General features: G+C 51.8%; 18 protein-coding genes and 1 pseudogene. 7 read left to right on the forward strand and 12 right to left on the reverse strand.

Features of this window, described 5'->3' with window-relative positions; all coding sequences use genetic code 11:
- Window positions 1-12: 12 nt before the first annotated feature.
- The 6 genes from B5F07_RS09045 to B5F07_RS09075 form a co-directional block, all read right to left on the reverse strand.
- Complete coding sequence (locus tag B5F07_RS09045) at window positions 13-1,491, reverse strand: MFS transporter (RefSeq protein ID WP_087160958.1); 1,479 nt, start codon at window positions 1,489-1,491, stop codon at window positions 13-15.
- A 278-nt stretch (window positions 1,492-1,769) separates the two neighbouring features.
- Window positions 1,770-4,211, reverse strand: a complete 2,442-nt coding sequence (locus tag B5F07_RS09055) for a glycoside hydrolase family 3 N-terminal domain-containing protein (RefSeq protein WP_087160960.1) — start codon at window positions 4,209-4,211, stop codon at window positions 1,770-1,772.
- A complete protein-coding gene (locus B5F07_RS09060) occupies window positions 4,198-5,508 on the reverse strand; it encodes a hypothetical protein (protein ID WP_087160961.1) in 1,311 nt (436 codons plus the stop codon). The genes B5F07_RS09055 and B5F07_RS09060 overlap by 14 nt, the downstream gene beginning before the upstream one ends.
- A gap of 6 nt (window positions 5,509-5,514) precedes the next feature.
- Window positions 5,515-6,966 carry an alpha/beta hydrolase family protein gene (locus B5F07_RS09065; RefSeq protein WP_087160962.1) on the reverse strand — a complete coding sequence of 484 codons (1,452 nt, stop codon included), beginning with the start codon at window positions 6,964-6,966 and terminating at the stop codon, window positions 5,515-5,517.
- Between the two features lie 133 nt (window positions 6,967-7,099).
- Complete coding sequence (locus tag B5F07_RS09070) at window positions 7,100-8,905, reverse strand: CocE/NonD family hydrolase (RefSeq protein ID WP_087160963.1); 1,806 nt, start codon at window positions 8,903-8,905, stop codon at window positions 7,100-7,102.
- 28 nt (window positions 8,906-8,933) lie between these two features.
- Window positions 8,934-10,418, reverse strand: a complete 1,485-nt coding sequence (locus B5F07_RS09075; RefSeq protein ID WP_087160964.1) for an MFS transporter — start codon at window positions 10,416-10,418, stop codon at window positions 8,934-8,936.
- Between the two features lie 169 nt (window positions 10,419-10,587).
- On the opposite strand from B5F07_RS09075, the gene B5F07_RS09080 reads away from it, so the two are divergent.
- The 6 genes from B5F07_RS09080 to B5F07_RS09100 all read left to right on the forward strand — a co-directional run bounded on the left by B5F07_RS09080 (window position 10,588) and on the right by B5F07_RS09100 (window position 16,290).
- Window positions 10,588-11,385 carry a helix-turn-helix domain-containing protein gene (locus B5F07_RS09080; RefSeq protein ID WP_087160965.1) on the forward strand — a complete coding sequence of 266 codons (798 nt, stop codon included), beginning with the start codon at window positions 10,588-10,590 and terminating at the stop codon, window positions 11,383-11,385.
- 115 nt (window positions 11,386-11,500) lie between these two features.
- Window positions 11,501-12,565 (forward strand): alpha/beta hydrolase, encoded by a 1,065-nt coding sequence (locus tag B5F07_RS09085; RefSeq protein WP_087160966.1) that lies wholly within the window; start codon window positions 11,501-11,503, stop codon window positions 12,563-12,565.
- Window positions 12,566-12,734: 169 nt separating this feature from the next.
- The gene (locus B5F07_RS09090) at window positions 12,735-13,475 is read left to right on the forward strand and encodes a helix-turn-helix transcriptional regulator (protein ID WP_087160967.1); all 741 of its coding nucleotides are present in this window, start codon (window positions 12,735-12,737) and stop codon (window positions 13,473-13,475) included.
- 175 nt (window positions 13,476-13,650) lie between these two features.
- The gene (locus B5F07_RS09095; protein WP_087160968.1) at window positions 13,651-15,075 is read left to right on the forward strand and encodes an alpha/beta hydrolase family protein; all 1,425 of its coding nucleotides are present in this window, start codon (window positions 13,651-13,653) and stop codon (window positions 15,073-15,075) included.
- Window positions 15,076-15,154: 79 nt separating this feature from the next.
- Window positions 15,155-15,289 (forward strand): hypothetical protein, encoded by a 135-nt coding sequence (locus tag B5F07_RS23280; RefSeq protein ID WP_275533114.1) that lies wholly within the window; start codon window positions 15,155-15,157, stop codon window positions 15,287-15,289.
- Entirely contained in the window at window positions 15,286-16,290 is a 1,005-nt protein-coding gene (locus B5F07_RS09100) for an alpha/beta hydrolase (protein ID WP_242972481.1), read from the forward strand. The genes B5F07_RS23280 and B5F07_RS09100 overlap by 4 nt, the downstream gene beginning before the upstream one ends.
- A gap of 29 nt (window positions 16,291-16,319) precedes the next feature.
- Here the strand turns inward: B5F07_RS09100 and B5F07_RS09105 are convergent.
- Window positions 16,320-16,454: pseudogene (locus B5F07_RS09105) on the reverse strand (ATP-binding protein); the annotation flags it as partial.
- A 100-nt stretch (window positions 16,455-16,554) separates the two neighbouring features.
- Between B5F07_RS09105 and B5F07_RS09110 the strand changes: the two are divergent.
- On the forward strand, window positions 16,555-16,782 hold the full coding sequence (locus B5F07_RS09110; protein WP_087160969.1) for a type II toxin-antitoxin system YafQ family toxin: 228 nt from the start codon (window positions 16,555-16,557) through the stop codon (window positions 16,780-16,782).
- 329 nt (window positions 16,783-17,111) lie between these two features.
- On the opposite strand, the gene B5F07_RS09120 is transcribed toward B5F07_RS09110, so the two are convergent.
- From B5F07_RS09120 to B5F07_RS09140, 5 genes are all read right to left on the reverse strand, one after another.
- Window positions 17,112-18,512: an alpha/beta hydrolase family protein gene (locus tag B5F07_RS09120; RefSeq protein WP_087160970.1), complete on the reverse strand. Its 1,401-nt coding sequence runs from the start codon at window positions 18,510-18,512 to the stop codon at window positions 17,112-17,114.
- Window positions 18,502-20,823 carry an alpha-L-rhamnosidase-related protein gene (locus B5F07_RS09125; RefSeq protein WP_087160971.1) on the reverse strand — a complete coding sequence of 774 codons (2,322 nt, stop codon included), beginning with the start codon at window positions 20,821-20,823 and terminating at the stop codon, window positions 18,502-18,504. Before B5F07_RS09125 ends, B5F07_RS09120 begins: the two co-directional genes overlap by 11 nt.
- Before the next feature lie 30 nt (window positions 20,824-20,853).
- The gene (locus B5F07_RS09130; RefSeq protein ID WP_087160972.1) at window positions 20,854-21,735 is read right to left on the reverse strand and encodes an MBL fold metallo-hydrolase; all 882 of its coding nucleotides are present in this window, start codon (window positions 21,733-21,735) and stop codon (window positions 20,854-20,856) included.
- An 11-nt stretch (window positions 21,736-21,746) separates the two neighbouring features.
- Window positions 21,747-23,357 (reverse strand): GH39 family glycosyl hydrolase, encoded by a 1,611-nt coding sequence (locus tag B5F07_RS09135; protein WP_087160973.1) that lies wholly within the window; start codon window positions 23,355-23,357, stop codon window positions 21,747-21,749.
- Window positions 23,358-23,491: 134 nt separating this feature from the next.
- The gene (locus B5F07_RS09140; RefSeq protein WP_162613090.1) at window positions 23,492-26,017 is read right to left on the reverse strand and encodes a glycoside hydrolase family 3 protein; all 2,526 of its coding nucleotides are present in this window, start codon (window positions 26,015-26,017) and stop codon (window positions 23,492-23,494) included.
- Between the last annotated feature and the right edge of the window lie 6 nt (window positions 26,018-26,023).

The raw sequence follows: 26,023 nt of genomic DNA on the forward strand, positions 1-26,023 counted from the left end.
TCCTGAATGCAATCAGTATTTTCTCGACAGCTGCGCCTCACACTCTTCTCTTGTGATCTCTCCGGCGTTGCACTTCGCCATGAGCTTCGCGTCCTTATCGTCCAGGCGGTAGAAGATCAGCAGCAGAGCGCCAACCGCCGCTCCGATCGCAGGCACCAGGGTACTGATGCACCAGAGCGCATCGATGGCTGACTGCGGCTGCGCCACATTCTGCGCTGCCAGATCTGCAAAGTCCGTAGCGTTTACCGACACCCATCCGAACAGTGCCAGTATCATCATGCCGATGCTGCCGCCCACGCTCGCCGTCATCTTATTGACAAAGGAGAGAAGCGCGTAGCAGATACCGGAACAGTCCTGTCCGGTCTTATATCTTGCATACTCGATCGTATCCGGCAGTACAAAGCTTCTGATTACACCGAGCACCGAATTGGGCAGTCCCACCAGGATCATGATGATCACATAGATCACAATGTTCATCCTGCCAAACAGGAACAGCAGCGTGTAGATCAATGTGTAAAACGCGCTCATAATGATCAGTGTTCTCTGGTTTCCTCCCAGTTTTGTACAAATCTTCTGCGCCTGGGTCATCAGCAGCAGCGCCGGGATAAACATCACAAGTGTCGCAATGCTGCTTGCCTGGGAGTTATGAAAGATATAGAATCCCACGAACATTCCCATCGCGCTGTTCAGAGAGATCAGTACCGTACTGATGAACAGGCTGACAATGTAGACCAACAGATATTTATTCTCTTTCAGGCAGCGGAACATCTGCCGGAATGTATATTCTTCGCGCTCTTCTCCTTCCGGGTTTTTCAATTCTGCATTGTGTTCTTTTCCTTTTAACGCAAACGGAATCATCATTACTGTAAATATCACAGTCATGGAAATTCCGGACACCTGGATCGGAAGACCGACAAATTCGCTGATAAGGAAACTGGAAACAACACTTAAAAGGACTGCTGATACTACCACCCACATCGCTTTGACTGTCTGGATATGATGCCGCTCTTCCATATTGTCCGTCAATGTAATGATCAGAGAATTCATCGGCACCTCGCAGAGAGTATACGTCAGGTCAAACAGCAGAAAAGTCACTACATACCAGGCGATCTTTCCTGCCTGCGGCAGCCCTGACGGCATCAGGTAAAAAAGGACTGTCGCAAGTGGGAACATCAGGAAGGTGAACCTGTACCAGGGCAGATATTTGCCCGCTCCCAGAATCTTTTTCAGGCGTTTCATCTTCTCCAGATGAATCCGGTCTACCAGGTAGCCGAACACCACGTCGTCCACCGAATCCACTACCTTGATCAGCAGGGTCACGATCGCCACACTGGTAAGATCCACCCCCTGGAACATCAGAAACAATGTCACATAAGAGTTAAACATTGTACTGTTAAACGACCGCGCCAGATCGCCCATAATATAATAGCGCCGTTCCTTTTTTGTGGTCAGCCATCCTGCATGTTTCTGTGCTTTTTTCTCTTTTCCCATTTTATTTTTCCTTTCCTGTTTTTTTCACTTTTTCCTGGTTTTTTCTGTACTCTGACGGCTGCTGTTTTTCCCCGGGGCAGACATTTTTTTCATACAGTCAGCCGCTTTCTTTCTATCTACTATAAACAGATAATCCCCTGTCTTCTGCTCTGAATTAAAGATTTCTGTCCCATTCTTACACATTTTGGCTAACGCACGGAAAAGCAAAAAAAGACAGCCCTGCCACAATCCAACGGTTCAAATATCCTTAAATCCTGCAGAGCTGTCTCTATATAAAATTACTGTTCCCACAGTGTCAGACTCAGATCAATGACCCGCGCCGCACTTGTCTCCAGATGCTCCCGGGTAAGCGCAGACCGGGGGTCGGCAAGCGCAGCCATAACTGCCTCGAAATCCTCACGGCTTCCCGGCATAAAGAGGTCGTTTCCCGCCGCAATGGCATCTGCCGTGGCTGCCGCGCGGTAATGGTGCTCCAGATTGACAGGAATCCGGACCACCCAGTCCGACATAACAACACCGTCAAAGCCCCATTCCCGGCGCAGAACGTTCTCGAGGAGATCCCGCCTTTCGGATGTATGTACGCCGTTCAGAAGATTGTAAGAGCTCATCACACAATACGGCTTTGCCTCCTTAACAGCGATCTCAAAGCCTCTAAGATAAATGTCACGCAGCGTCCGTTCCGAAAGTCTGCTGTTATTAAACATGCGGTTTGTTTCCTGGTTGTTGCAGCAGAAATGCTTGACCGTAGCTGCACAGCCCGGATGCCTCTGTGTCCCGCGCACAACAGCAGCGGCAATTTTCCCCGTGAGCAGCGGGTCCTCGGAATAATACTCAAAATTTCTGCCGCAAAGCGGGTCCCGGTGGATGTTCATGGCGGGAGCCAGCCACACACGGGCGCCAATCCGCTCCATCTCATCCCCCACAAGATCTCCCATCGTCTCGCACAACTCAGGATTCCAGCTCTGCGCCAGCGCCATTCCTACAGGGATTGCAGTACAGTTCTGCTCAATCCGCCTGACCTTTCCCGAAGAATTGGAAGACGGCGCGGGTATGCGCAGATTTTCCGCCGGAACAACAGCGGAAAACATCTGCAGAATCTCATATTCTTTACTGCCCTCCGCATAAAAACGATACCCGTTCTCATCCTCGCAGTATACCTGTGAGACACGGAGTCCCTGCGGTCCGTCTGTCATTGAAAGGCTTTGTATTCCCCTGTCACGCAGCAGGTCACTGCTTTCTCCCGCTGATCCCATAACATGTGTTCCCGCGTTTCCAACCACGCTCTGATTATCGTTTCCGTTCTGCCAGGAACCGATACAGAGCGCGGCAAGTTCTTCATCCCTGAGCGACTTTGCCAGGAGACGCGCCTTATCACTCTGCGCCGGAAGCGTCTGCGGGTGTTCGCTGAGATCATCGAAATCCGCCCCATGCAGTTCAAGTCCGGGGACATTCGGCAAAGCCTCTGCCCTGCATGGCAGACACAGCTCTGAAAAACCGGCGGTGCCTCCGGTATGTGACAGCTTTTCGAAGACCACCGTCTCATCCAAATGTACAATCCCGGCAGGCTGCGTATTCCGGCTGCTGTTCCCGACACGGACAATATATCCGCCGCCCTCCAGGATACGGGCAGAACGTTTTTTGTCATAGCTTCGAAGCTCTGACATATCAAAACAAAGTTTCACTGTCTCTTCCGCCCCGGGGGCAAGCTCCTGCGTCTTTTCAAAAGCTGCCAGTACCTGCGCAGGCTGCGCCAGCTCCCTGCCGGGAAGAGATACATAGATCTGCACTACCTCTCTTCCACGGAAACGGCCGGTATTCTTTACTTCCACCTCTGCATGGAGCTTTGTGCCGCAAAGCGTAAGAGCCCTTGTATTTAATGTAAATTCCGTATAACCCAGTCCATATCCAAAAGGAAACAGCGGTTTGATACCTGCCGTATCAAAATACCGGTATCCGACGTATATTCCTTCGCGGTATTCGGTATCATCTTCAGAACCGAAAGTATCTTTTGACGGATAATCCCCGTAAACGCTCCATGTCGCGCTGAGCTTCCCGGATGGATAAGCCTTTCCAAGCAGCACGTCCGCAAAAGCGTCTCCGATGGCAATGCCTGTTTCTGAAAGGAACAGAATATTCTGTACCTCGTCCAGAATCGGCGAGAGATCAATAAAACATCCGCTGTTGATAACCAGCATAAAGCGCTCGTAGCGTTCCGCGGCGGTACGGATATCCCGGATCTCAATATCAGAAAGAAGAAAATCCCCCTTCCTGACCTGATGGTCAGCGCCTTCCGTACTGTTCCGTTCCAACACATAGACCGCCGTTGTTCCCTCCCCGTCAACAGGCAGATCATACTCCGGCTGATGGACCTCCATATCTTCAAAGGCTCCCATAAGACCGTTTTCCTGTATTCTTTTCATAACAAACTCTATATGCCGCGCCGCTTCAGCTGCGGCAGCCTGGTCATAGCCGTCCAGCCACGCGCCTGAACTGATTGTAAAACCGGCGTTTTTCAGTCCCTGTTCGATATTCGTGTAGGCGCGGACATTTACATCACCGGAACCTCCGCCGCCCTTAATGGTGTGGCGCACTCCGCCTCCAAATGCCGCAATCCTGCAGGGTTCGGAAAGAGGGAACTTTCCGTCGGACTTAAGGAGTACCATGCACTCAGGCGCTGCCCTGCGGACAAGATTATAGTGATCGGTTTCATACTGTTCCACAGCTTTTCTCCTCCTGTATTTCCTTATTTTCTGCTTTGATGCCCGGCGTGCCGCCCGGATGCCCGGTCTGCTCCTTCTCCCGGAAAAGTTCTCCAAAGCCGCTGACAAATGCCTCCTGTGCCGCCCCCTTTGCTGTTTTGGCGCTGCCGGCTTCAAAAGCGTTATGTTCATACTCCCAGTCGTCAGCCACATAGCCCTGATAGCCGAGCGCATGGGAAACCAGAATCGTTTTTTCGTACGGAGATACTTCCCGGACCGCCTTTCCTACGGAAGTGACGATCTCGGCGGAGATCCCTTCAAAGGCGATATCTCCGATCATAAAAAGGCGCAGCGTGTAGGGAATTTTGGCGTCCCTGCTGTCCCTGCTCCGGACCATCGCTGTTTTTTCCGCACAGTATATGGTTCCTGTATTCTCTGTACAGCGGATTTTCCTGGCAGCCCTGCGGATATCTCTGGCATGCTCATCGGACAGATATTCCAGGATTGTGTACCCCGCCTTCCCCAGATTCTTCAGCACCGGTTTTCCTTTTTCTCTTGTCCCGCCGTACTGCGTCATAATCCTTGGATTCTGATCCCCCGCTGCGCCGGAGCACCACAGGACAACGCCGCCGTCCAGTTCCGCCTCCAGTCTTGAGCAGGTTCTGCCCGGCAGATCGCCGGTGAGCCCTGTACCCAGCCCCCGGAGACATCCGTTCATCACAACCGCGTGGCAGGCATAATTTACAATCAGTGCAATCAGTCTTCCGCTTAACGATTCAATGCGAACCATCCGGATAGTCCGGTCGCTGGGACGTTCGAAATTGCTTCCGATCCGGGACTCGCTGCCGAACACAGCGTCCCGGTTGACGTTGATATAGGACTGTCCGGTTCCATAGCCGTATCTTGCCGGAACCATGCGGGACTGCGCACGGTTCACCGCAGCCTTCAGTGCCGGCAGGATGACCTCCTCATACCATTTCCGGCATTTTTTCTCCGCGCGGGAATGTTCTTTATAGATCCCCAGGCTGACCGGTGTTACTCCGTGTGTATGGGTAGCGGCGATAAAGATCTGTTCCTTCGGGATTCCTGTAACTTCTGCCACAAAGCGCAGCGTTTCGTCCGCATAGGGAACCAGCGTCATCTCAAAGATGATGAAAAGGCTCTTCCGTTCGCCGTCCGACAGGGCAAGCGCGCGGACATGCACCTGATCGAGCACCCTGGTAAAGCGGATTCCCCAGATCAGCGGCATAGGCATCAGCTTTTTCCCAGGTGTGATGTTCTCTCTGGCTGCTCCTGCCAGAAAAGTATGTTCTTCCATATTTTTTCAGACTCCCTTCAGCTGTCCGGTTTTCTCTACTGCTTCTATACAAAATGCGGCGGCCTCTGCCAGTTCCGTTTCTTGCTCTGCCAGTACGCGCATCCGACCGGCAATATCTTCCCCCGGATGGTTCTTCTGATAGACGGCAAGCTGTTCCGCAGCTTCCTTCCGGTAGACCGAAAGGCTTCCGTAAATTCCTTCCCGTTCTGCCGCTTCGTCCGTATGTGCGGGCAGTGCGGCGCTTAAGCCTGCGCAGCGCTTAAGGAGCAGCCTCAGTTTTCCATCTGTAAGGAAGTTGTCTGCATTTCCCTGCGTGAAATAATGGCTAAGAAAAGCGAGGTCGGAAAGATTTCCCTTGGGAATGTCGGAGCCGTGGCTTCCATGACTCTGGGGTTCACCCTCATCAATAATATTGATCTGGAAGGGCTTTTCATCGAAAGGCAGCTCTCCGACAGAGCCCTCCGGTACCAGGGAAACCAGCCGTTCTGTAAAGGAGCCTTCCGGCAGCTGTTCCACAAAGCTCCGGCTGAATCCCTCCGGCAGAGGGTAATCCGAAAGCCTTATCCGGAAATCATCCGGCAGGTCGCTGCTTACGTGCTCATAAGTAAAGGAGCGGGTGATCTGGTCAACCGGAACCAGGATGTCTGAGGTGTTATGCTGCTCCATGAGCGGATTGGAATAGCAGTCCGTAAGCATAGTCGGCGTAACCGCCGCAGCCGTGTCCAGGTCATCGAGCCGCGCGTCGATTTCCGGAGTCCTGCAGGTGTTGAACACGATACCATAAGGAATCGGGAGATGGGAGAGCAGCGTCATCAGATCCGCGCGTTCCTCCTCCCTGAGCGCCATCGCCGCCGGTGCGTTGAATGTGGACAGATAGGGCGCGTAATGGCGGAAATTAAAATAAACATTGGCAAATGCGCCTGCTGCCGTAGTGCAGCAGGGAAACAGATGCAGCGCAGAGAGCATCATCGCCGTGTAACCGCCGGCTGACCCGCCGGTGAGGGCGATCCGCTCTGCGTCGATCTCCGGACGGTGCCGGAGTTCATAGAGCAACGCGGAGTTTGCAGCCAGTGCATCACGGGTGAGCTCGGAATTGTGATCCTGCTTCTCAAAAGGAGACGCCACCGCCCATCCTTCGTTCAGGCAGCGCGCCAGTTCAAAGGAATCCCTGGTGATCTTATAGTAACTGAAATACACCAGCGGAAGCGGACGGTCCGACTCCGGCAGGTACAGACAGCCTTTTGCCGTCCTGGGGGTCCCGGTGTGGTCAAGAAACGGAACCTGGAAATGCTCCTCACGGATGTTTTCCGGGAAAGGAACATTCTCGTTTTTGGACAGGATCGCATAGATCCTGTGAAGTTCCTCTTTGCTTTTTCCGCCTGCCGGATTTTCCCCGGCAGCGTTCTTTGATATACTGTCATGATCTGCGTCATATCTGATATTGTCTGTCTGATTCATGGGATCAGCCTCCTTCTGAGTGGTTATTGTCTGTCTGATTTATTCTTCTTAATCTGCTTCAGCTGAAGTCCGGTCTGCCGGACCGGAAAAGCTGCGGCTTAATACTGCTTCGCCGCCCGGCAGAAGGATATATCTATGATCTGGCAGGTACCTCGTCATCCGGACATACGGGGAGAACGATCTTTGAAAGCGTATCCCCTCCAAACCATACCGTATTGTCCGCAACCGCGGATTCCGTTGCCTTCCCCCAGTTCACCGTGGTGTTCGTATGCGCGTTATACCACGGGAAATCGGAGGAAGAGACATCAATGCGTATCCTGTTTCCCTTCCGGAAGGTCCAGACGATATCCTGGGATTCCAGTACAATCTTTTTCACCGTGCCCGGCGTGTAATCCGCAAAATGATCCTTCTCATAGCGGATGTCCGTAATGTCATTGATGACCAGATATGCCCCTTCCGGGCGTTCGTCGAAAAGCCCGACGGTAAATGCCGTTGCCGGCGCCGTGGAGGAAACGAAAAGTTCCGCACGCATTTTCCCGGTCAGACGGACATCCTGTTCAAGGGGGCCGGAGACAAAACTGTAAACGCCTTCCTTCTCACGTTCCCCTGCTTTCGGGCTTAATACAGTTCCCTTGTTGAGTCCAAGCGCCAGGGAAGCAACCGGGTGTTCCGGATCGTAGGAATAGGTGAAGTGTCCTTTTTCCGGAGCTTCTGTTTCCAGGCTGCGCGAACCCAGATACAGCCGGAAATGCTCTCCCGCTTTCAGATCCTCCTTCCAGAACCGCCACACATTGTCACCGATGCAGTACGCCTGAACACCTCCGACAGGAAGTGTGAGAGGCTCTCCCTTCAGAAAATGTGCGAACCACTGCAGGGTGGTTTTGATCTGAAGCACGCCGTACCGTTCCTGATCAGGATACGGCAGAACTCCGTTCGTCATTCCAAAGTGATCCCAGGGACCGATGAGACAGAGGCTCTTTTCCCGCGTCTCCGGTGGAAGCGCTCTCCAGGAGTCCATCTGGGACTGGAAAAACACGTCAAACCATCCGCACTGCAGCGCGACCGGAAGCCGCAGTCTTTCCGCCCGGTCTTTCAGTTCCTTCCAGAAGCCCTTCTGCCAGGCATCGTCCGTCTCCTGGGGACTGGTTAAAATCTTCTGTGCCCAGGGAAGAGGATCGCCGAGCAGTATCTCGCCGATCTTCTCCGGCGGCCGGATTCCGAATGCTTTCTGATTCAGTTCCGCGCTCAGGGACTCCGCACGGTCCCGGGCGTCCCCTCCGTTGCCGGTGATCCAGCTCTGCCAGATATCCTGGCGGATCATTCCGTTCCGGTAGAAAGTCTCATAGGGATGTCCGCCGTAGACCTGGATATACATGGTCCTGAGCGCCGGATTGTCCGTACCGGCAACTGCCCACTGGGTATGTCCCATATAGGAGGCGCCGTAAGTTCCGATATTTCCGTCGCACCAGTCCTGGGCGGAGACGAAATCGAGGACTGCGGCGCCATCGTCCGTCTCCTGCTCAAAAGCCTGGAAATATCCTTCCGAAAGCCCGGTACCGCGGCAGCGGCATTCAAAATATACATAACCCTGGCGGGCGAAGATCTCTGCAGCCGGATCGTGATCCGGGAACTTTGACGGACCGTAGGGAAAGCGGTGAAGAATCACAGGCCACGGTCCTCTTCCCTCCGGGAAATATGCCACGCATGCCAGTTTCACACCGTCCGGCATCGTAACAGACATTTCCCGCCGCAGGGCATGTTCACAGACTGGTTTTGGGAGTTCGGCGAAGAGTCTGCTGACAATCTTCTGAATCCGTGCTGCCGCTTCCGCCTGTTCTGCCGCTTTTTCCGGATCATGCTGTTCTTCTTCATCCTGATTCATCAGGCCGTTTACATTATACGCACTTCCGATTCTTTTTTCTTCTGATTTTCCGTTCATAAACTTTCTCCTTTTTCATCCCCTTCATCTATACTGATTTACTGCCGGAGAGCATTTCCTCACATTCTTTCCGGCTGATAAGTCCCGCGTTGCATTTTCCCATAAGCTCTGCGTCTTTATCCTTCAGATTATAGAAGAGGAAAAGGAGCAGCGCCGCAATCAGACAGCCGGCAGCCGGGATCAGATATCCCACGTTCCACAGCGCATTCAGAGCCTGCGAAGACTGTGTGACGCCCTGGGCTGCCAGATCCGCGAAACTTTCGCCTGTCACCTCCTGCCAGCCGAATACAGCAAGGATGGCAAGTGCAAGAGATGAAGCAACTCCGTTCGTCGCTTTCTTAATAAAAGACTGTATGGAGAAAAAGATACCAGAGCAGTCCTTTCCTGTCTTATACCGGGTATATTCGATAGTATCCGGGGCAAAATATGTGGTTGCCACAGACACCAGTGCATTTGGAATCGCGCAGAGCCCTCCCACGACAATAAACATAACCTTGCTCTCCCGGCAGAAAAAGTAGATAATCAGGGACGCCGCTGCCAGAAGCAGATAAATAATACCGAGCAGGTTTCTCTTTCCTATCCTGTCTGCGATCTTTCCGCACAGACCGCTTAAAATAATACCGGGCACGAAGCCGATCAGCATGACATAGGTCAGCGTCATGGCATCATTAAATATGTAAAAGCCTACAAAAGTCTCCACAGCAAGCCGGGTACAGAGAACAGTCTGAATCACCATGGCGAGAAAGAAGACGAAGATATACTTGTTTGTCGTCACACAGCGGAGCATGTCCCGGAAGGTATATTTTTCCTGGCTGCCCTCCTGTTCCACATTTTTCAGCGCCACATTGTGCTCACGCACCTTGAACGCCATGGGGACCATCATAATCAGGAAGATCACTGCTCCGCCGATTCCAACGGTGGTGATGGACATTCCGACGGACTCGCTGATCAGGAATGAGGTGACTGCAGAGAAGCCGATGGCTGCGATCACAGTAATAACCCCCTTCACGGTCAGGATACTGTTCCGCTCCGTGGGGCTCTCCGTCAGAGTCATAACCATAGACTGCATGGGAACCTCGGACAGGGTACATGTCAGATCATACAGCAGATAGGTGACGAAAAACCATGCAATCTTCATCCCATCCGGCCATTCACGCGGCATCAGGAAGAAAAGAATTGTAGCTGCCGGGAAGGTCCAGAAAAGGAGCCGGTACCACGGCATATATTTTCCCGGGCCCGTGATCCTGCGGAACAGTTTCCATTCAGTGATATGAATCCGGTCTACAAAAAAGCCGAAAATTACATCGTCCACAGAATCGATGATCTTCACAATCAGAATCGCGGCTGCCACGGACGCTGTACTGATACCCTGGAACATGAGAAACAGGGTCATGTAACTTGAGACAAGCGTCGTTGCAAACAGCCTAGCTGTATCGCCCGTATAGTACCAGAATTTTTCCGAACGTCCAAGCTGCCAGTCAGGATTACGTTTTGCTTTTACATTTTGTTTCATCTGTGTTTCCCTCCATTTTTTAAATCGGACTGTTTATTTGTTTACTATAGCATGAAGAACGATTTATTTCGCTTCTGTTTCTGCTGTCTTTTCTCTGAAACTGCTTATTCCGGACTTCCGCAGAACCGGCGGAAATGCTATACTGTAAAGAAGGAAGGGTGTGATTTTCATGAAAGACGATATACAGGACAAACGGCAATGGAAGCTTTCGGGTCCGAATTCTATCACTGAGGAAGCGGTCAATACAGCGATTCAGATGATAAAGCTCTACCATGAGGAAACAGATTTCCAGAGGATTCCGATGGAAGCGGAGACTGAACTGATGAATCTCATCCGGGAAGGCCGTTATAAAGATTTCAAAGGCTCTTCTTTTGAAAAATTCAGGGACAGCCACGGTTCGGTGATTCCTTCTCCGCTGACTAATTACACCTATATTGTCATCGCGGCTGTTACACTGTTTTCCCGGACTGCGGTCAGCGCAGGGGTGGCGCCGGACGACGCCTTTGATCTCGCGGACATCCTGCTTCTTTATCTGTCCGCCTGTACGTCCGTGGAGGAGGTTCACCAGGTCTACCAGCTGGCCGGTACCATGTTTGCGAAACTGGTACACCGGCGGCTGACAGAAGGAAAGAAGCAGTCCTTTCAGCTTGAAAAGCTTCGGAATTATATCAGCCGGAATATTTTCCAAAAGATCACTCTGACAGATCTTTCCCGGTACGCGGGACTGTCTGAAAGCCGCATTTCCCATCTCTTTGCCGATGAACTTGGGATTTCCGTCCACAGGTATATCCAGAAAGAAAAGACGGACGTGGCATGCAATCTTCTGATGCATACGGACCGGTCAGTGGCAGAGATCGCCGCTTATCTGGGGTTCGCCTCCTCCGGGAATTTCTCGGTAGTCTTCCGGAAATGGCAGAAAATGAGTCCTACGGAATACCGGAAAAGAAATTACCGGGAGGTATACTGAAAATACTTCCCGGCAAAAAGCAAACGCCGTAAGAATGAAGCAGAAATCTTTAATCCAGAGCAGAAGATCCAGGATAATCCTCTTATAGTATTATAAAAACAGGAGAAGAAAACCGATGAGAAAAAGAATTGAACTCTGGGACAGCGAAGAATATCATTTTCCGGGCGCGGGGCGTTTTATCCCGTTCCTGATGGCGGAGCTTCACGAGGACGAAGAAATACATCCTGCCATGATCATCATTCCGGGCGGCGGCTTCATCCTTATGTCCCCCGGCGAGGCGGACGGTGTGGCGGCTCAGTTCTACGGGATGGGATACAACACCTTTGTACTCGTCTATACGAATAACGTCACCCTTGACAAACCTATGATCGGTCAGGCGCTTAAAGACGCCTCCCGGGCTGTGCGCCTGCTTCGGGCAGAGAGCGGCAGGCTCGGGATCAATCCGCAGCAGATTACGGCAGCCGGGTTCTCCGGCGGAGGCCACCTTGCCGCTTCCATGGCTACCCTGTTTGACCTGCCGGAGCTTTCGGAAAACGGAAAATACCGGGATTATTCCAACCGTCCGGATGCCGCGGTCCTCATATATGCTCTGGTAACAGGCGGCGCATACACCTGTCCGGGAGCCTATGACATGCTGCTCGGTCCCGACGCCGCCGAGGATGAACGTCAGCTTCATTCCCTGGAACTTCAGGTAAAAGAGGATTCCGTTCCGATGTATATCCTGCATGGCACCTCAGATTTCATGGTCCCCGCACAGAACGCGCTGATGATGGCGGCTGCCTGCGCGGAAAAGAACGTCGCCTATGAACTGAACCTGCTTCTGGGATGCTTTCACGGCTTCGCAGTCATAGGTTTTGACCAGAAATACTCGAAAAGTTCCCGCTACGTCTTCGAGCAGCTCTACGACACTATCGAGGCTATGAGTCCGGAGGAATTCGCCGGATACGGTGAACTGTTCCTCGGTCTGAGGCAGGGTATGGACTACGGCGAATTTGCGGAAGTCGTGGAGAATACGACCATGGGCAGACTCTGGGGCACCGGGCTCCACGTTGATATGGAAACCGTACACAAAGCAGTCGCGGCAACCGGCGGGAATATGAGCTATGTTATACAGAAAAACCCGTCAGCGGACAACTGGTGGCTGCGGGTTGACAGCTGGATTCGTCTGGTGACGCACTGAAGCAGCCGTAAAGCGGTCAGATATTCCGCCGCCGGCTTCATGAAACCGGATTTTGTGCAGCGGCAGATCATGATTCCCTGATAAGAAATATTCCACTCCTGAGCAATTACATGATATACTTAAAACAGTTTTGTATCGAAAGTTTTTACTGAAAGGATTTGTGGAACCTATGATCGATGAAACCATGGTCGAGAAAATTATCTCAATTCAGAGGCTGCGCAACTCGGAACTGGATTTCCGCAGGATTCCTCTGGAAGCAGAAAATAATATGCTTGATCTGATCCGCCAGGGACGGTACGAGGATATCCATATTGCTCCCTTCCCAAGGATCAGCGGCAATATCGGCATGATGGCGAAAGATACATTTACCGGTCTTTCCTATCTGGTCGTTTCCGCAGTCGCCATATATTCCCGCGTCGCCATTGATGCTGGGGCTGTTCCTGACGACGCCTTCGACCTCTCGGACGCGCTTCTCTTCTGTATCAGCTACTGCAAAACAGAAGAGGATCTCCACCAGGCATATCAGACCGCTGCCGTCATGTTTGCCCGTCTCGTACACAGAAACAAAGAAAAGAGCCATTCCTACCAGATGGAGCGTGCCCTGAACTACATCAGCTGCAATATCTTCCGGAAAATCACATTGGAAGAGGTCGCGCAGTTTGTAGGGCTGTCCCAGAACTACCTGTGCAATCTTTTTTCCCGGGAGATGGGCATCTCCTTCCACAACTATGTCCAAAAGGAAAAAATTTCCCGCGCCTGCAACCTGCTGAAATACAGCGACCGTTCCGTTTCCGACATCGCCTCATATATGGGGTTCCAGACGCAGAGTAATTTTTCCTCTGTATTCCGCAAATGGATGGGGATCACGCCCTCCCAATACAGGGAGAACAACTACAGGGAAGTGTTCTGACACACTTCCCTGTAATTTTTTTCCGGCATTCTCCGCGGCTCATCTTCCTGCTTTTTCTGCATAATCAGAAAACTATCAGCAGTATCAGAAAAGAATTTTCCGTTTTTCCTGTGATATAGTTAGAAAAACATGTAAATACCGGACAGATTGAGAATTGTCTATCAGGAGGTTTAGAATGAATCAGAAAAATGTCACCAAAGATAATACTGCGGCGGAGAAAGACAAAGAAAAGCGCGGCGGACTGCACCGGATCTATGCGATTCTCTCAAAAAATAAGGACACCCCGTTTCCGGAAAACGTGCGTGAGGAACATCTGGACATCCCGTTCCTCGACCATACCGGAGTGCGCAGAGAGGCAGGCTGCCGGCTCTATCTGCCGGCTTCAGAACATCCCCTCCCTCTCGTATATTTCAGCTACTATAAAATCACGAAGGACTCCGCTGAACTGGCCCGCTATTTAAACGAAGGCTGGGCTGTGGCATCCCCTTTTGAGGAAAAAGATCACAATACCGAGCTTACCCGTGACGCGCTCGCGGCAAACTCTGCCCTGCTCTATGCACTCCGCCGCCGTCCGGAGATCGACGCGGACCGGATCGCCATCACCGGGGGATCGGCGGGAGGCTATATGGCGATGATGCTCTCGGCGCTGCATCTCTTTCCCTGCTGCACCGTGGCAAACGGAGCGCCTGCAAACGCATACTTCAACTTCCGTCACTATGCGCCGTACGTTTCTTCCTTTAACGCGCCGGCGGCAGCTGCGCTCAAAGAAGAGGGACGGGCAGACCTCATGTCGCTGCTTACCCGGCTTCCCATCCCCTTCGGTATCGTGTTCAACACGTTCCATACACCAGAGAACGACGCACGCTTCGACGATCTCCGCACTGCCGCTGCCGTAACCCCTTCCCTGCTTGCGGACTGCTTTTCCAATCCGCTCATGGAAGTACACAACACCTCGGATATTCTCGTTCCGGTGGATCAGATTACCCGCTCCTTTACCTATAAACATGTAAGCAGCGATCTGCCCGGGGATTACCGCATCCATCTGTCGGATTACCCCCTTCCGGAAGGATTTGACCGCAGTTTTGCGGAACAGCTTCCGGAAGGCTCTTACAGCGAGCGGCTGCTCCCTCTCATCCCGGAAGGCTCTGTCGCAGAACTGCCCTTTGACGATAAAACATTCCAGATCAATATTTTTGATGAGGGGGAACCCCAGAGCCACGGCAGCCACGGTTCCGACATTCCCAAAGGGCATACCTCTGATCTTGCTTACATCCGCCATCATTTTGCACTGGGTAACGCAGATAATTTCCTTACAGATGGAAAACTGAGGCTTCTTCTGGAGCGGTATGCCGGAAACAGCATCCAGCTGCCCGCTCATGGCAGCGATGGCAGCGCCGGCCAGGACACCGCTGTATACGGGAGCGCAGCTCTCTACCGGGAAGAGACGGCAGAACAGCTTCTCACCTACCGGATGCGCCATCCAAAAGAAGATCTCTTCGGACGGATGCGGCATCTGGCGGAAGAAGTTCCTGCTCTCGCCCAGGCAGTATCCTCATGTATGGAGGAAATATGCCGGATGGAACAGCACCTCCGGCATTAAGCCGGATACATACACAGACGGAAGTCTGTAAAAGAACCTGTTATACTGTTATACTGTAATACCAATAAAGGAGGCACACATGAATCTCACACAAAAACGAATTCTGATTTTACTGATTGTAATTCTCGCCGGTATCGTACTCGGAAGGCTTGCCGTCAGGGCACTCATGAATTTTCTTCTGGGCGGTACCATGTTTGGAGGAAGCTTATTATGAAAAAGTCCGGTCAGAATACACAGGAAACTGATATTACCAGAAAGAAACGAAAGAAGGGACGACTGATGTGGGGATTTATCTATGTATTGGCTTTTATTACCGCATTCTGCGGGTCCGCTCTGTTTAAAATGAAATATAATCCTTACGGGAAGGAATTTACCACAGAATGGAACGATTCTGTAGGCACAGTATACACGGATCTGTCATACGGGGACAGGGAAGCGAACCGTTTTGATCTCTATGTTCCTGCCGGCCGCTCCCGTGACAGCTACGGACTGATCGTTTATCTCCACGCAGGCGGCTTTACCTCCGGTGACAAATCGGATGATGAACAGCTTCTGAAATGGCTCTGTTCCAAAGGGTACGTGACCGCAGGCATCAACTACACTTTACGAACGGAAGACCATCCGGAAGCAAGTGTATACTCCCAGTCTGTTGAAATCCGCGAGAGCATTCCGTATGTACTCGCCGAAGCAGAGCGGCTCGGTTATCCGATCCGGGAGATGGCTGTCGGCGGCGGTTCTGCCGGAGGATGCCTCGCGCTTCTGTACGCTTACCGGGACGCTGATTCCTCCCCGGTTCCAGTGAGGATGGTCTTTGAAGCCGTCGGTCCCTCTTCCTTTTATCCGGAAGACTGGAAATGCTACGGTCTGGACAAAAACGAAGAAGCAGCAAGGGCACTGTTCAGCGTCATGGCAGGCAAAGAAATCACAGCCGGTTTCGGCACGCCGGAATACGAGAAAGAGATCAAAGACATCTCCGCGCTTCTGTGGGTGGATTCCGATACCGTCCCCACCCTCATGGCATACGGGAAATGCGACAAGGTTCAGCCTTACGAAGCGTCCCTGCGGCTTCTTAAGGCATTGGAAGAAAACGGCATCCCCCATGACTATTACCTGGGAGAACATTCCGGGCATGGCATTCAGAATGACCCTGACGTATACGCAGATTATATGAGAAAGACTCTGGAATATCTGGATACCTATATGCCGGTCAGATAAATTTAGTGCGAAGCCCCCTTGAAACAGGCATAGATACAGGCGTGGACCAGGTCGGAAGGTTCTTTTAATTCAACCAGTTTCAGGTTGGTAGTGATTATCATGGAGCTGCAGCTGTAGTATCGGCTGTCAATAACGAAAAATATCTGCTCCATCGCATACTCCGAGCCATCCGGCGTTTGATACGCTTCATGCAGCGCTACCGTTCCCCGGCGGCCTTGCGCTGTTCCCCGGTCTCCTGTTGGCACTGGCAGATAAAAGCGGGGCATGAAGCGGGGGCTGAAAATTAAATTGTTGGAACCGGTCGTGGAGCTGCTGTCGATGGGCAAACCGCTGCCGGATAAAAACCACGATCATGATCTGTCCGGTGATTGGGCAGGTCATCGGGAATGTCACATTCTCCCGGACTGGCTGCTCATTTATCGTATCGAAGATGATGTGTTGGTTCTAACGCTGACCCGCACCGGGTCGCACAGCGGCTTGTTCAGCAAATAAACCGTCTACTGCCGGGTTTCCCTCAAGTCAATCATGTTGTCCTGCCAGTCCTCCGGCTTTTCGGCCTCGGCTCGGTAGACAGAGGGGATTTTATCAATGCCCTGGCGCTTATAGCTGCGGTGGTCTGCCAGGGCGGGATGACCGGCGACCTCCAATGCCCGGGGGTGTATGAGCCGCCCATGCCGCCCGCTAAATCTCTACATTTCCTTATCCCAAAATTTTTCCTTCACATAGGTCCGAACAAGGGCAAGTTCCTGTTTTCCGGACAGTTTGCGGGGCAAGGCTGCTCCATTCATCAGCCTGCTTCCTCTCCTCCGTCTTCCGCCTCACTACTGCTGCACTCGCATTTCACTACATATCTTGTGAAAAATTTTCTCAAGAGAACTTTCTCCCTTTTCCTTCATCACCTGTCCCAACACTGCTTCGCAGGCTTCCATTCCATGGTCCGCAATCCAGTTGCTCAGTTCTTCCACGATCTCCTGCCGGTATACTGCCAGAGAACCGTAAACGGTATCGTCCACTCCTTCATGGGGAGGCAGTGGGATGCTCCTGCCCTGATAGCGGAGGAGCAGACGCTTCAGCATAGCCGGCGTCAGTTGGCATGTCTGGGAAGCAGTGCGCTCCAACATCTCCTTCAGGTAAGGGATATCCCGCCGCCTACCAGTATCCAGCCGGGCTGAGTGTGTTCCGTAACCCTCCGGAGGACCATCGTCGTAAATATTGATGTTAAAACGCCTGGTGCTGTCATAGATCATATCACTGTCGTGATCCTCTGCCGGCACGGTAATACGCTCTACCCGGGTGTCTTCTGCAGGCAGTAACTCATCTAATGCCCTGCCCAACCTGCCGGGGAACTCCTGGGGCAAAAGCATATTAAAATCCGGCGGCAGGGATTCTCCCGGCATCTTATAGGTGAACTTTCGGGTCAATTGATCCACCGGTACCAACACGTCCGAGGTAGAATGGTTCATGATAATGGGACTGCTGAAACAATCACACAGTCCAATAGGGGAGAGTTCCTCCCAACGATGGTAATCTTCTTTGTCCGGGAAATTATTCAGATTCGGTAAGAACAGTCCCGCCAACCCGGCTATGAAGGGGATCGGCAGTGCAGCAAAATGCCGGATTACATCCGGGGTTCCCCCCGAAGCAGGGTCCTTTTCCTCTAAACCACCTGGTAACTCCGCCAACGCCTTCTGATTCAAAGCAACTGCTTTCTGCCAGTAATAATAAAAATTAAAGTACAGATTTGGCACCGGACCATTTGCCACAGAAGCACATAATCCCAACTGCAGACCGTTGAGCATAAGGGTCATATAAGCACCGGCACTGCCGCCCGCCAGAACAATACGTTTCATGTCAAATTCCGGACGGTGGCGCAAAGCATACAGCGCTGCATTATTGAACACCAGATCATCGTCAGTCAGCGCCCCATTATAGCTGTCACTGAAAGCATCTGGACAGGCAACCGCCCACCCCTGCGCCAGATAATCCCGCAATTCTACAGAATCCTCCCCCATCTCGTAGTGGGGTACATAGACAAGGGGCATGGGTTTCAAAATGTCTTTAGGCATGACCACACGCACAGGGCGGGTTTCTACCGCCCTCTTTTTGGTGATGTAAGCAATTTCTAATTGAAGACGCTCTACCTGCTCTAAAGGGGCTGCCTTTTCCCGGGGCTGTGCCAGAACAGCCAATACCTTCGCCATGTCCATCTTTTCATTCGACATTTTTCACTCCTCCTTGATCAATCACATCAGCTTCCTGTTCGTCAAAGCGCCATGAAACATCCAGACTGTTGCCGTTTTTCTTCCACCGCACCTGCACAATTCCTTTCGGGGTGATCACTTGTCCTTCGGCCCAAGTAAACCTTCCCGGCACTGGTTTTACTTCAAATTCAGCAAAACCCGGTTTGACAGGGCGAACGCCCAACACTGCGGATGGCAGTTCATACAGCACCAAAGCGCCCCACGCATGACAATCACTGCGTTGGTTTACAGGCTCTTCCACACAGGTGGTCAAATGATCCCGGATCATCTCCCGCCAGACATCCCAACATCGGTCCGTGTAATCGTATAACCCGCTTTTTTCCAAAGCCCGGAACAAATAATAGGACATCGCCACAGAACACTGGGCATAACCAGTCCGGTGCTTCATTGTTTTAAGAAGGTTCTCCTTTCCCTGTTCCACAGAAACAACATCCGTCAGCAGGGCAAACACCTGGCAGTGTTGGCTGTATTCCTCTATACCAGGGCCATCCTGAATCATGCCGTTTGAGCCCATACAGTACTGTCTGACCGCCTGGCGTACCTGTTCCGCCCGATGGCAGTATTCCCGGGCGGTATCTTCCCTGTCGACAAAAGCTGCCATCTCTGCCGCCCGCTCCAGTCCCAGAACGTAAAGCAGGCTCTCCATTGTGAGAGGTCCCTGCAGCCCTGCGGGAGGCATTCCTGAAGTAGCATCCCACTCTGCCGTCCAGTCGATGAACGACCACATTTCTTCCTGGAAAAGAATACCTCCAAGCCTGCCCACCAACCCAGTAGCGTCCAACCGTTGTCCAAAATATTCCAAAACAGCATCCACCACAGGCATGTAAAAATGAATAAGAGCTTTATCTCCAAAATACATCATGTGGTCATGAAGCATAAGAATATAATAGATGGAAAACCCCGGAATCGCTGAAAATACCGTATTAGGATAACTGCACGCGATCATTCCATCATAACGTTGGGACCGACGAAAATCAGCAAAGCATTTCCTGGCCAGTCTATCGTCCGCTGAAACTGCATATGTATATAAAATCTGGCACCGGGAATCCATGACGTATTGCATCTGCTCATAGAAAGGGCAGTCCATATAGGTTTCCTGCATACAGCGGCGCAAAGTTCGCTGACTGATGTCCCATATGGCTTCCATCGTCTCATCAGACGTTTTGACCCAGGTTTTCATCTCAAGTGGATAACCTGTCTCCCGATAAAAGAAATCCTCCATAGACAAGGGTTCTTCCTGGGTGTCGATCTCCAACCGGATAAACCGGAATGTACGGAACCAGAAGGATTCATAGAATTCCGGTCTGTCCCTCCTGCCGATGCCTGCCACCCGGTAAATGTCGGAAACACCCTGCAACTCCCCATGCTCTGAATCCGTCCGGTCACCCTTTACCCACTTACCGCCTTCTTTAGGCAAATAGTAGGACTCAGCATACAGCAGCCTGATCTGAGCGCCCTTTCCTCCACTGACCAACAGCCTGGGGAATCCGGTCATCAGTTCCCCTGCGTCGATCTCTATAATCTCCCGGGTATGAGCGGGGATCACTACTGTAGCTTCGCCGGCAAGCATCTGTTCCCACTCCTCTTTCTGCAAGGAAGACCGGCGCATTTCTTTTACTCCGAAAAAGCGCCTGGGGAACTTATTCATAGACGGAATAGGCCGCAGCTCCAGATGGTTCGGACTGGAATCGAAATTACGTAAAAGTCTCCAACCAAGGGGCTCCGCCTTTTGCCAGGTACTGTCATCATAGCCGGACTGTTCCCACCCGAAAAGATCAGGATCTCCTGCCGCCTGTTCTGAAAAATACAGATGGGTAAGGGAGGGACTTTCCGGCACGATCTTCAACGAATGTACCCGAATGCAGTTCCAACCCTCTCCAGCGGATAAACTATGCGTCTTTTCATCCTCCCCCGTGTATTCTCCCCGGAAATAAAATCCGGGTGTATCCGTTCGGAAAATACTCAAACTCCCCTTATCTGCTTCCAAAGGATATCGCAAAACCACCGCCGCCAGTACGTTAATGCCGGAGATCAAATAGGGAGCCAGATCTACGGTATCATAATACCAGACACTGCCGTCCCCTTTGCATGGTCCCAACTCAGCCAACCGACCATTCACATAAAGCTTGTAGCGGGAATCCGCCGAAACGCGCACCGGCAAGGTCTCCGGCACATCCTGCAGAGTGAACTCCCGACGGAAATACACGATGCGGGGTTCCTCTTTATCATGAACATCCCATCCGGGAATCCATGCCCAGTTTTTCTCCTCCATAAATATTTTTCTCCTTCCACCATTCTGATTTCAAAGCTCAGGCCGCGGGTTTTCAAAGATTGTCTCCGGTCTATAGACAATGTTGCACAGACCGCCTCTCCGGACAGAACAGTCCTCTCTGCGGCGGGCCGCTAAGAGTGCTTTCCCTCCAAAACGGTCTTCCACCTCAATGGCGTCATCCTGACGGGTAAGTATCCTTTCGCAGAGGGCAATACCGTCCCGGATAATACTCCTGGGTACTGCCTGGCAATCATGACCGCTCCACAGGACATCAAACTCTTCTTCGTAGGTCAAAAAATGCTCCAGGCTCTTTTTATACTCCGCGATAGAGGCAGAAGCCTCCAGGTTTAAAAGCGTATTGGCATTACAAGCGTCTCCTGCATATACGCAGCGGTGAAACCTGTCGAGAAACACCAACGAGCCCCGGGTGTGACCCGGCACACCAACCACTTCGATAGAAATTCCTCCCAGATCCAGGATATCTCCATCCCGCAAGGGCAACGTCCAGAGAGGGCGGGGCGGCAGGACATCTTCTTTTCCCACCTCTGTCCTAAAAGGTACTCCCAGACTATGGTAGAACTCTACAAAATCCATTCGTTCTTGAACACCTGACATTTCCTTTGTACGCATCAGGATAACATCGTCGGGATGGACATATACCCAACCACTCTCCCATGCAATGCCTGAGTGATCCAGGTGACCGTGGCTCAAAGCTACGGTAAGGGGCAGCTCGGTCATTTCCCTCACAAAGGCACGCAGGGAACCGATTCCCGTAAGACCGTCGATTAGCAGCGCCCGTTCCTTCCCCTCCACCAAATAACAGTTTTCCAACGCCAGACCCTGGATACGGGTTACTCCAGGAGCAATGGCATAAGCCGTGAAGAATTTATTTTGCCTGGTAATTTCATTCATAATACTCTGCCTCACTTCACAATACGAATAAAGTACACATCATTCACACCCACAGAAACCTCTGTAGTAAGTACGCCTCTTTCATATCTATAGCGGAGTTCTTCGTCACGCATGGCAGAAGCCTCCATAATCTGAGCCACTTCCTGCCTGTTCAGGTCATTTGGGGAACCCATCTTCTCCCAAATCTTTCGGGGATTACAGTGATCTTCGTCAATGCGCTGTAGATAAACGCGCCGCGGTGCATTTTCCAACTCCACCTGAATTTTGACTTTTTCACCGGGAAGTTCAGTCTGCCTGGGATTAAACCGGTACAGCAGCACCTGTTTTTCCCGATTTCCCTCAAAGGCAGAGGCTTCTGTCTCAGTAAATCGGGTGCTATCCAGCTGAATGCGGTTTTCTTCTGCCTGGGCAAGCATTTGCAGACCGTAGTACACAGGCTTGGGAATGCCATTGTAATTTACAATACCGTAGCCTCCATGGAACGGCTCTTTGAACTGATGCAGTTCCTCAAAAATATCACTACAGCACCAGATACTATTACCGTCCACCAGATCTTCGATTGCCAGGGAAGTCCGCACGTCATAGGCTGCCACTTTCCGCATATCCTGGCTAGGAGAAGCAAAGTTGGCACTCATATTCCACTCTGTGTAGAACACAGGAAGACCTCTTGCCTGCTGCTGCACCACCCTGGCGTTTTTAGGGAAGATATCCCGGTCAAAATCCTGCTCTGTGAAATCTACACCGCCAAACAGCTTTTGCAGAGCTTCCAAAAGGGGCATGTCCGAAGTATAGTTTTCAAATTCTTTCTTCAATCTGCTTATACGCTGCTCCTGTTTCTTTTCCCGCTCCTCTTTTTCCGCCTGACGCTGTTCAAACGTCTTATGAGCCTCCTCTTCTGACACTCCCATGAAAGGATCACCAATGTACTGGTGGGTAGAAATGAAATCCAATGGAACATTGTTCGCCTGGCAGTATTCCACAAAGGTATCCACCCAACGGCTGGCGCTGGTGGCCGGTCCACCAACCCGCAAACTGGGACAGAAGTCTTTGATTGCTTTGGCTGTGGCAGCATATAGCTCAAAATAGCCATTTTGACTGCTCTGGAAAAAAGTATCTGACAGGTCGGGTTCATTCCAAACCTCGAAGTACCATGTGCATACCTCGTCCTCCCCGTAACGATGAAACAGGTACGCCAGATATTCCTGAATAAACTTTTTCCAGAGTCCCATATCTTTGGGCATGGAAGGCACAGATCCATAAACGAAAGAGCGTGTAGTATCCTTTGCCAGCAGTTGCGGCATAAAAGAGATTTCTACAAAAGGCTTCATTCCCAAAGCCAGAATATTGTCATAGAGTACGCCCACTTTATAAAAGTTTGTCTCCACAATATGCTCTCCAATGGGGAGTCCCATCACCTGAGGGAAATTACACACAAGTCCCATATCATCGTTAAATGTGCCGTGAAACCGTACCCTGCGGATTCCCAGATTCTCATGGACACGCCTGAGAATCTGCAGGGTATCTGTGCGCAGCAGGGTAGCCGCATGACAGCTGCCAATGCAGAACTGCCATTTCTTTTCATAAGGTTTTACTGGAAGGTCTTTTTTGATATACAGCTCCATCTTGCTTCCTCCTTAATAATAGACAAGATCTCAGTTTTCCCATAACTTTTGAATCACCCGCAGTACATTAGCAGCACACCAACGCAAATCACGGATATCCAGACTGCCCTTTTTCAAAGCAGCCTCAATTTCATCTAATTCCGCCTGACTGCCAGGCATAAACAAGTCAGTACCGGCACGCAGACAGGCGTCGCAGTCTGACGGACCATATTTATGGTACCCGTCAGTTTGGCTGTAGTGCCCCAGTCGGTCATCACCAGCCCCTCAAATCCCCATTCCTCGCGGGCGGTCTGGGTAAGCAGATCGTAGCTCTCCGCCGAGTTAATGCCATTGACCAAATTGTGTCCTGTCATAATGGCCAGAGGCTTAGCCTGACGTACTGCGATCTCGTATCCTTTCAGGTAGATTTCACGCAAAGCACGCTCGGAAACATGGGCGTTCATTCCACTGCGGTTCTCCTCCTGATTATTGCATGCCACATGTTTGATCGTAGCCCCGGCCCCCCTGTTCTTCTGGAGTCCCTGTATAATTTGGGCAGCGCATATGCCTGTCAGGAATGGGTCCTCACTGTAGTACTCAAAATTCCGTCCTCCCAAAGGGTTGCGATGAATGTTCATCCCCGGTGCCAGCCAGAGCTTCACCCCAAACCGGCGCATCTCCCTCTGTTCTATTTCTCCCATAGTTCGCCAGCATTCCGGGTCCCATGTCTGAGCCAGAATAACCGCCATAGGCAGAGCTGTAGTATACTGCCAATACCGCCCGCCTCTGGGCGCAGCCTCCATGACATCGAGTTCCTGCTCATCAAGCAGGTGGATGCCATTTTTGATGGCGGAGATGCCCGCGGTCAAAAGTTTTCCATTGTTATCCATCTCATACTCCGGAAGCAGCCGGATACCACATCCTCCGTCTGCCATAGGTACGTTGGGGAGTGTCCGGCTCTCCAACAGAGCTGCCGTGGTATAGCTCGCCCCTACCACTACTTCCCGCGGGATCGTTCCCGTCTGATTCGTACCGGTATTATCGGAAGCACAGACTAACGAACCTCCGCCAGTCCCGCTGTCCTGCTTCTCTGCCTCATTTCCCACACAGACCAATGCCAGTTCCTCCGGAGACAAGGAAGCCGTCAGTTCCTCTACCGTGCACTCGCCCCGCAGAAGTTGTTGAAAAGTATAGTTTCGCCCTTCGCAGTCCTGAAGAAGTTTGTCTTCCGAAAGAGCCTGCGTCTCCCTTTCCCGTTTTCTATACGAGTGAACCAGAGGGCAATTTTCCTGCCTCCAGACCAGCACAGGCAAACCGTCCGGCAGATTTTCTCCTGAGTACAGTGCATCTCCGCTCCGAGGTCGGAACTTCTCTGTCAGGTCGCACTTTGCCCCAAAGGGGCGGCAGCGCTCCAGTATTGCATCTTCGTTCACCCGCAGGATTCCTGCCGGCCGGGTATTACGGGAGGAATTTCCCACCCGCAGAATATAATTTCCCTTCTCTAATACCCATGCATTTTCTGCCTCGCTGTAGGAAGCCAGATCCGCTATGTCAGTCTCAATATGCAGTATCCCGCATTCGCCAGGTTTCAGTATCCCGGTTTTCTGGAACCCCACCAGCCTTTGCGCCGGTTGGTCCAACCGTCCCACCGGGCATGTGACATACAGTTGCAATACCTCCCGTCCTGCGTAAATACTCCCTTTGTTCGTCACAGCGGCTGTCACAGAAATGGTGTCTCCGCTCAGTTGAACCGTGCCGTTCTCCCAGTCAAACTGCGTATAAGAAAGGCCATAACCAAACGGATAGGCCGGCTCAACGCCGAAACTATCAAAATACCTGTAGCCAACATAGATATCCTCGGAATAAAGTTCATCTTCCGTTTCGCCATCCATCAGTCCAAATGTGCCGGCATTAGGATAATCCCCGTAATGTCTTCCCCAGGTAGCTGTCAGTTTTCCTTCCGGTGTAATCCTTCCTGTCAGCACGTCCGCGGCAGCCCCGCCCGTAACGCCTCCGTTAAGTCCTACGAACAAAACTGCCCCCAGATGCGGTAGCTGTCGCAGGAACTCCATATCAATGGGGCCTACAGTATTCAACAGTACAATAACCCACCGGTAATGGTCTGACAAAAAAGTCAGGTTGCTCTTTTCAGCTTCTGTGAGAAGATAGTCTCCGGAAACCGGCTTCCGGTCAGCTCCCTCTCCCGAAATTCGGGTAATCACAAATACTGCTGTATCTCCCCCGGAAACTTCCACATCCTGTCCGGTGACAGGCAGTTGGCATACCGGCGTAAACTGCCGGGAATACATCGCCACCAGTCTGTCAAACAGCGTACCTCCCACTTTGCGGATTTCCTGGAAATATGCTTCTTCTTCCGCTTTTATCGCCTGGTCATAGCGATCCAGGTATTTCGTTGAAGTGATCGGTATACCACTTTCCAAAAGCCCCTGCTCAATACTGATGTTTTCCCGACTGTTGATACTGGCAGCACCGTAACCGCAGTAAGCCGTGTTTCTCGCCCCATACCCGTAAAGAGCCACAGGTTTCCCTTTCTCCAGAGGCAGACCTCCGCGATTTTCCAACAATACCATACCGCGGGCAGAAACCTCCCGTACCATGTCTGTATGCCGTGCCTCCCAGGACTCGGGAGCCGCTTTCTTGACCGCATAGAATCGTTTCATCTCGTT

It is taken from the genome of Lachnoclostridium sp. An169 (assembly GCF_002160525.1).
Lineage (GTDB): Bacteria > Bacillota > Clostridia > Lachnospirales > Lachnospiraceae > Mediterraneibacter > Mediterraneibacter cottocaccae.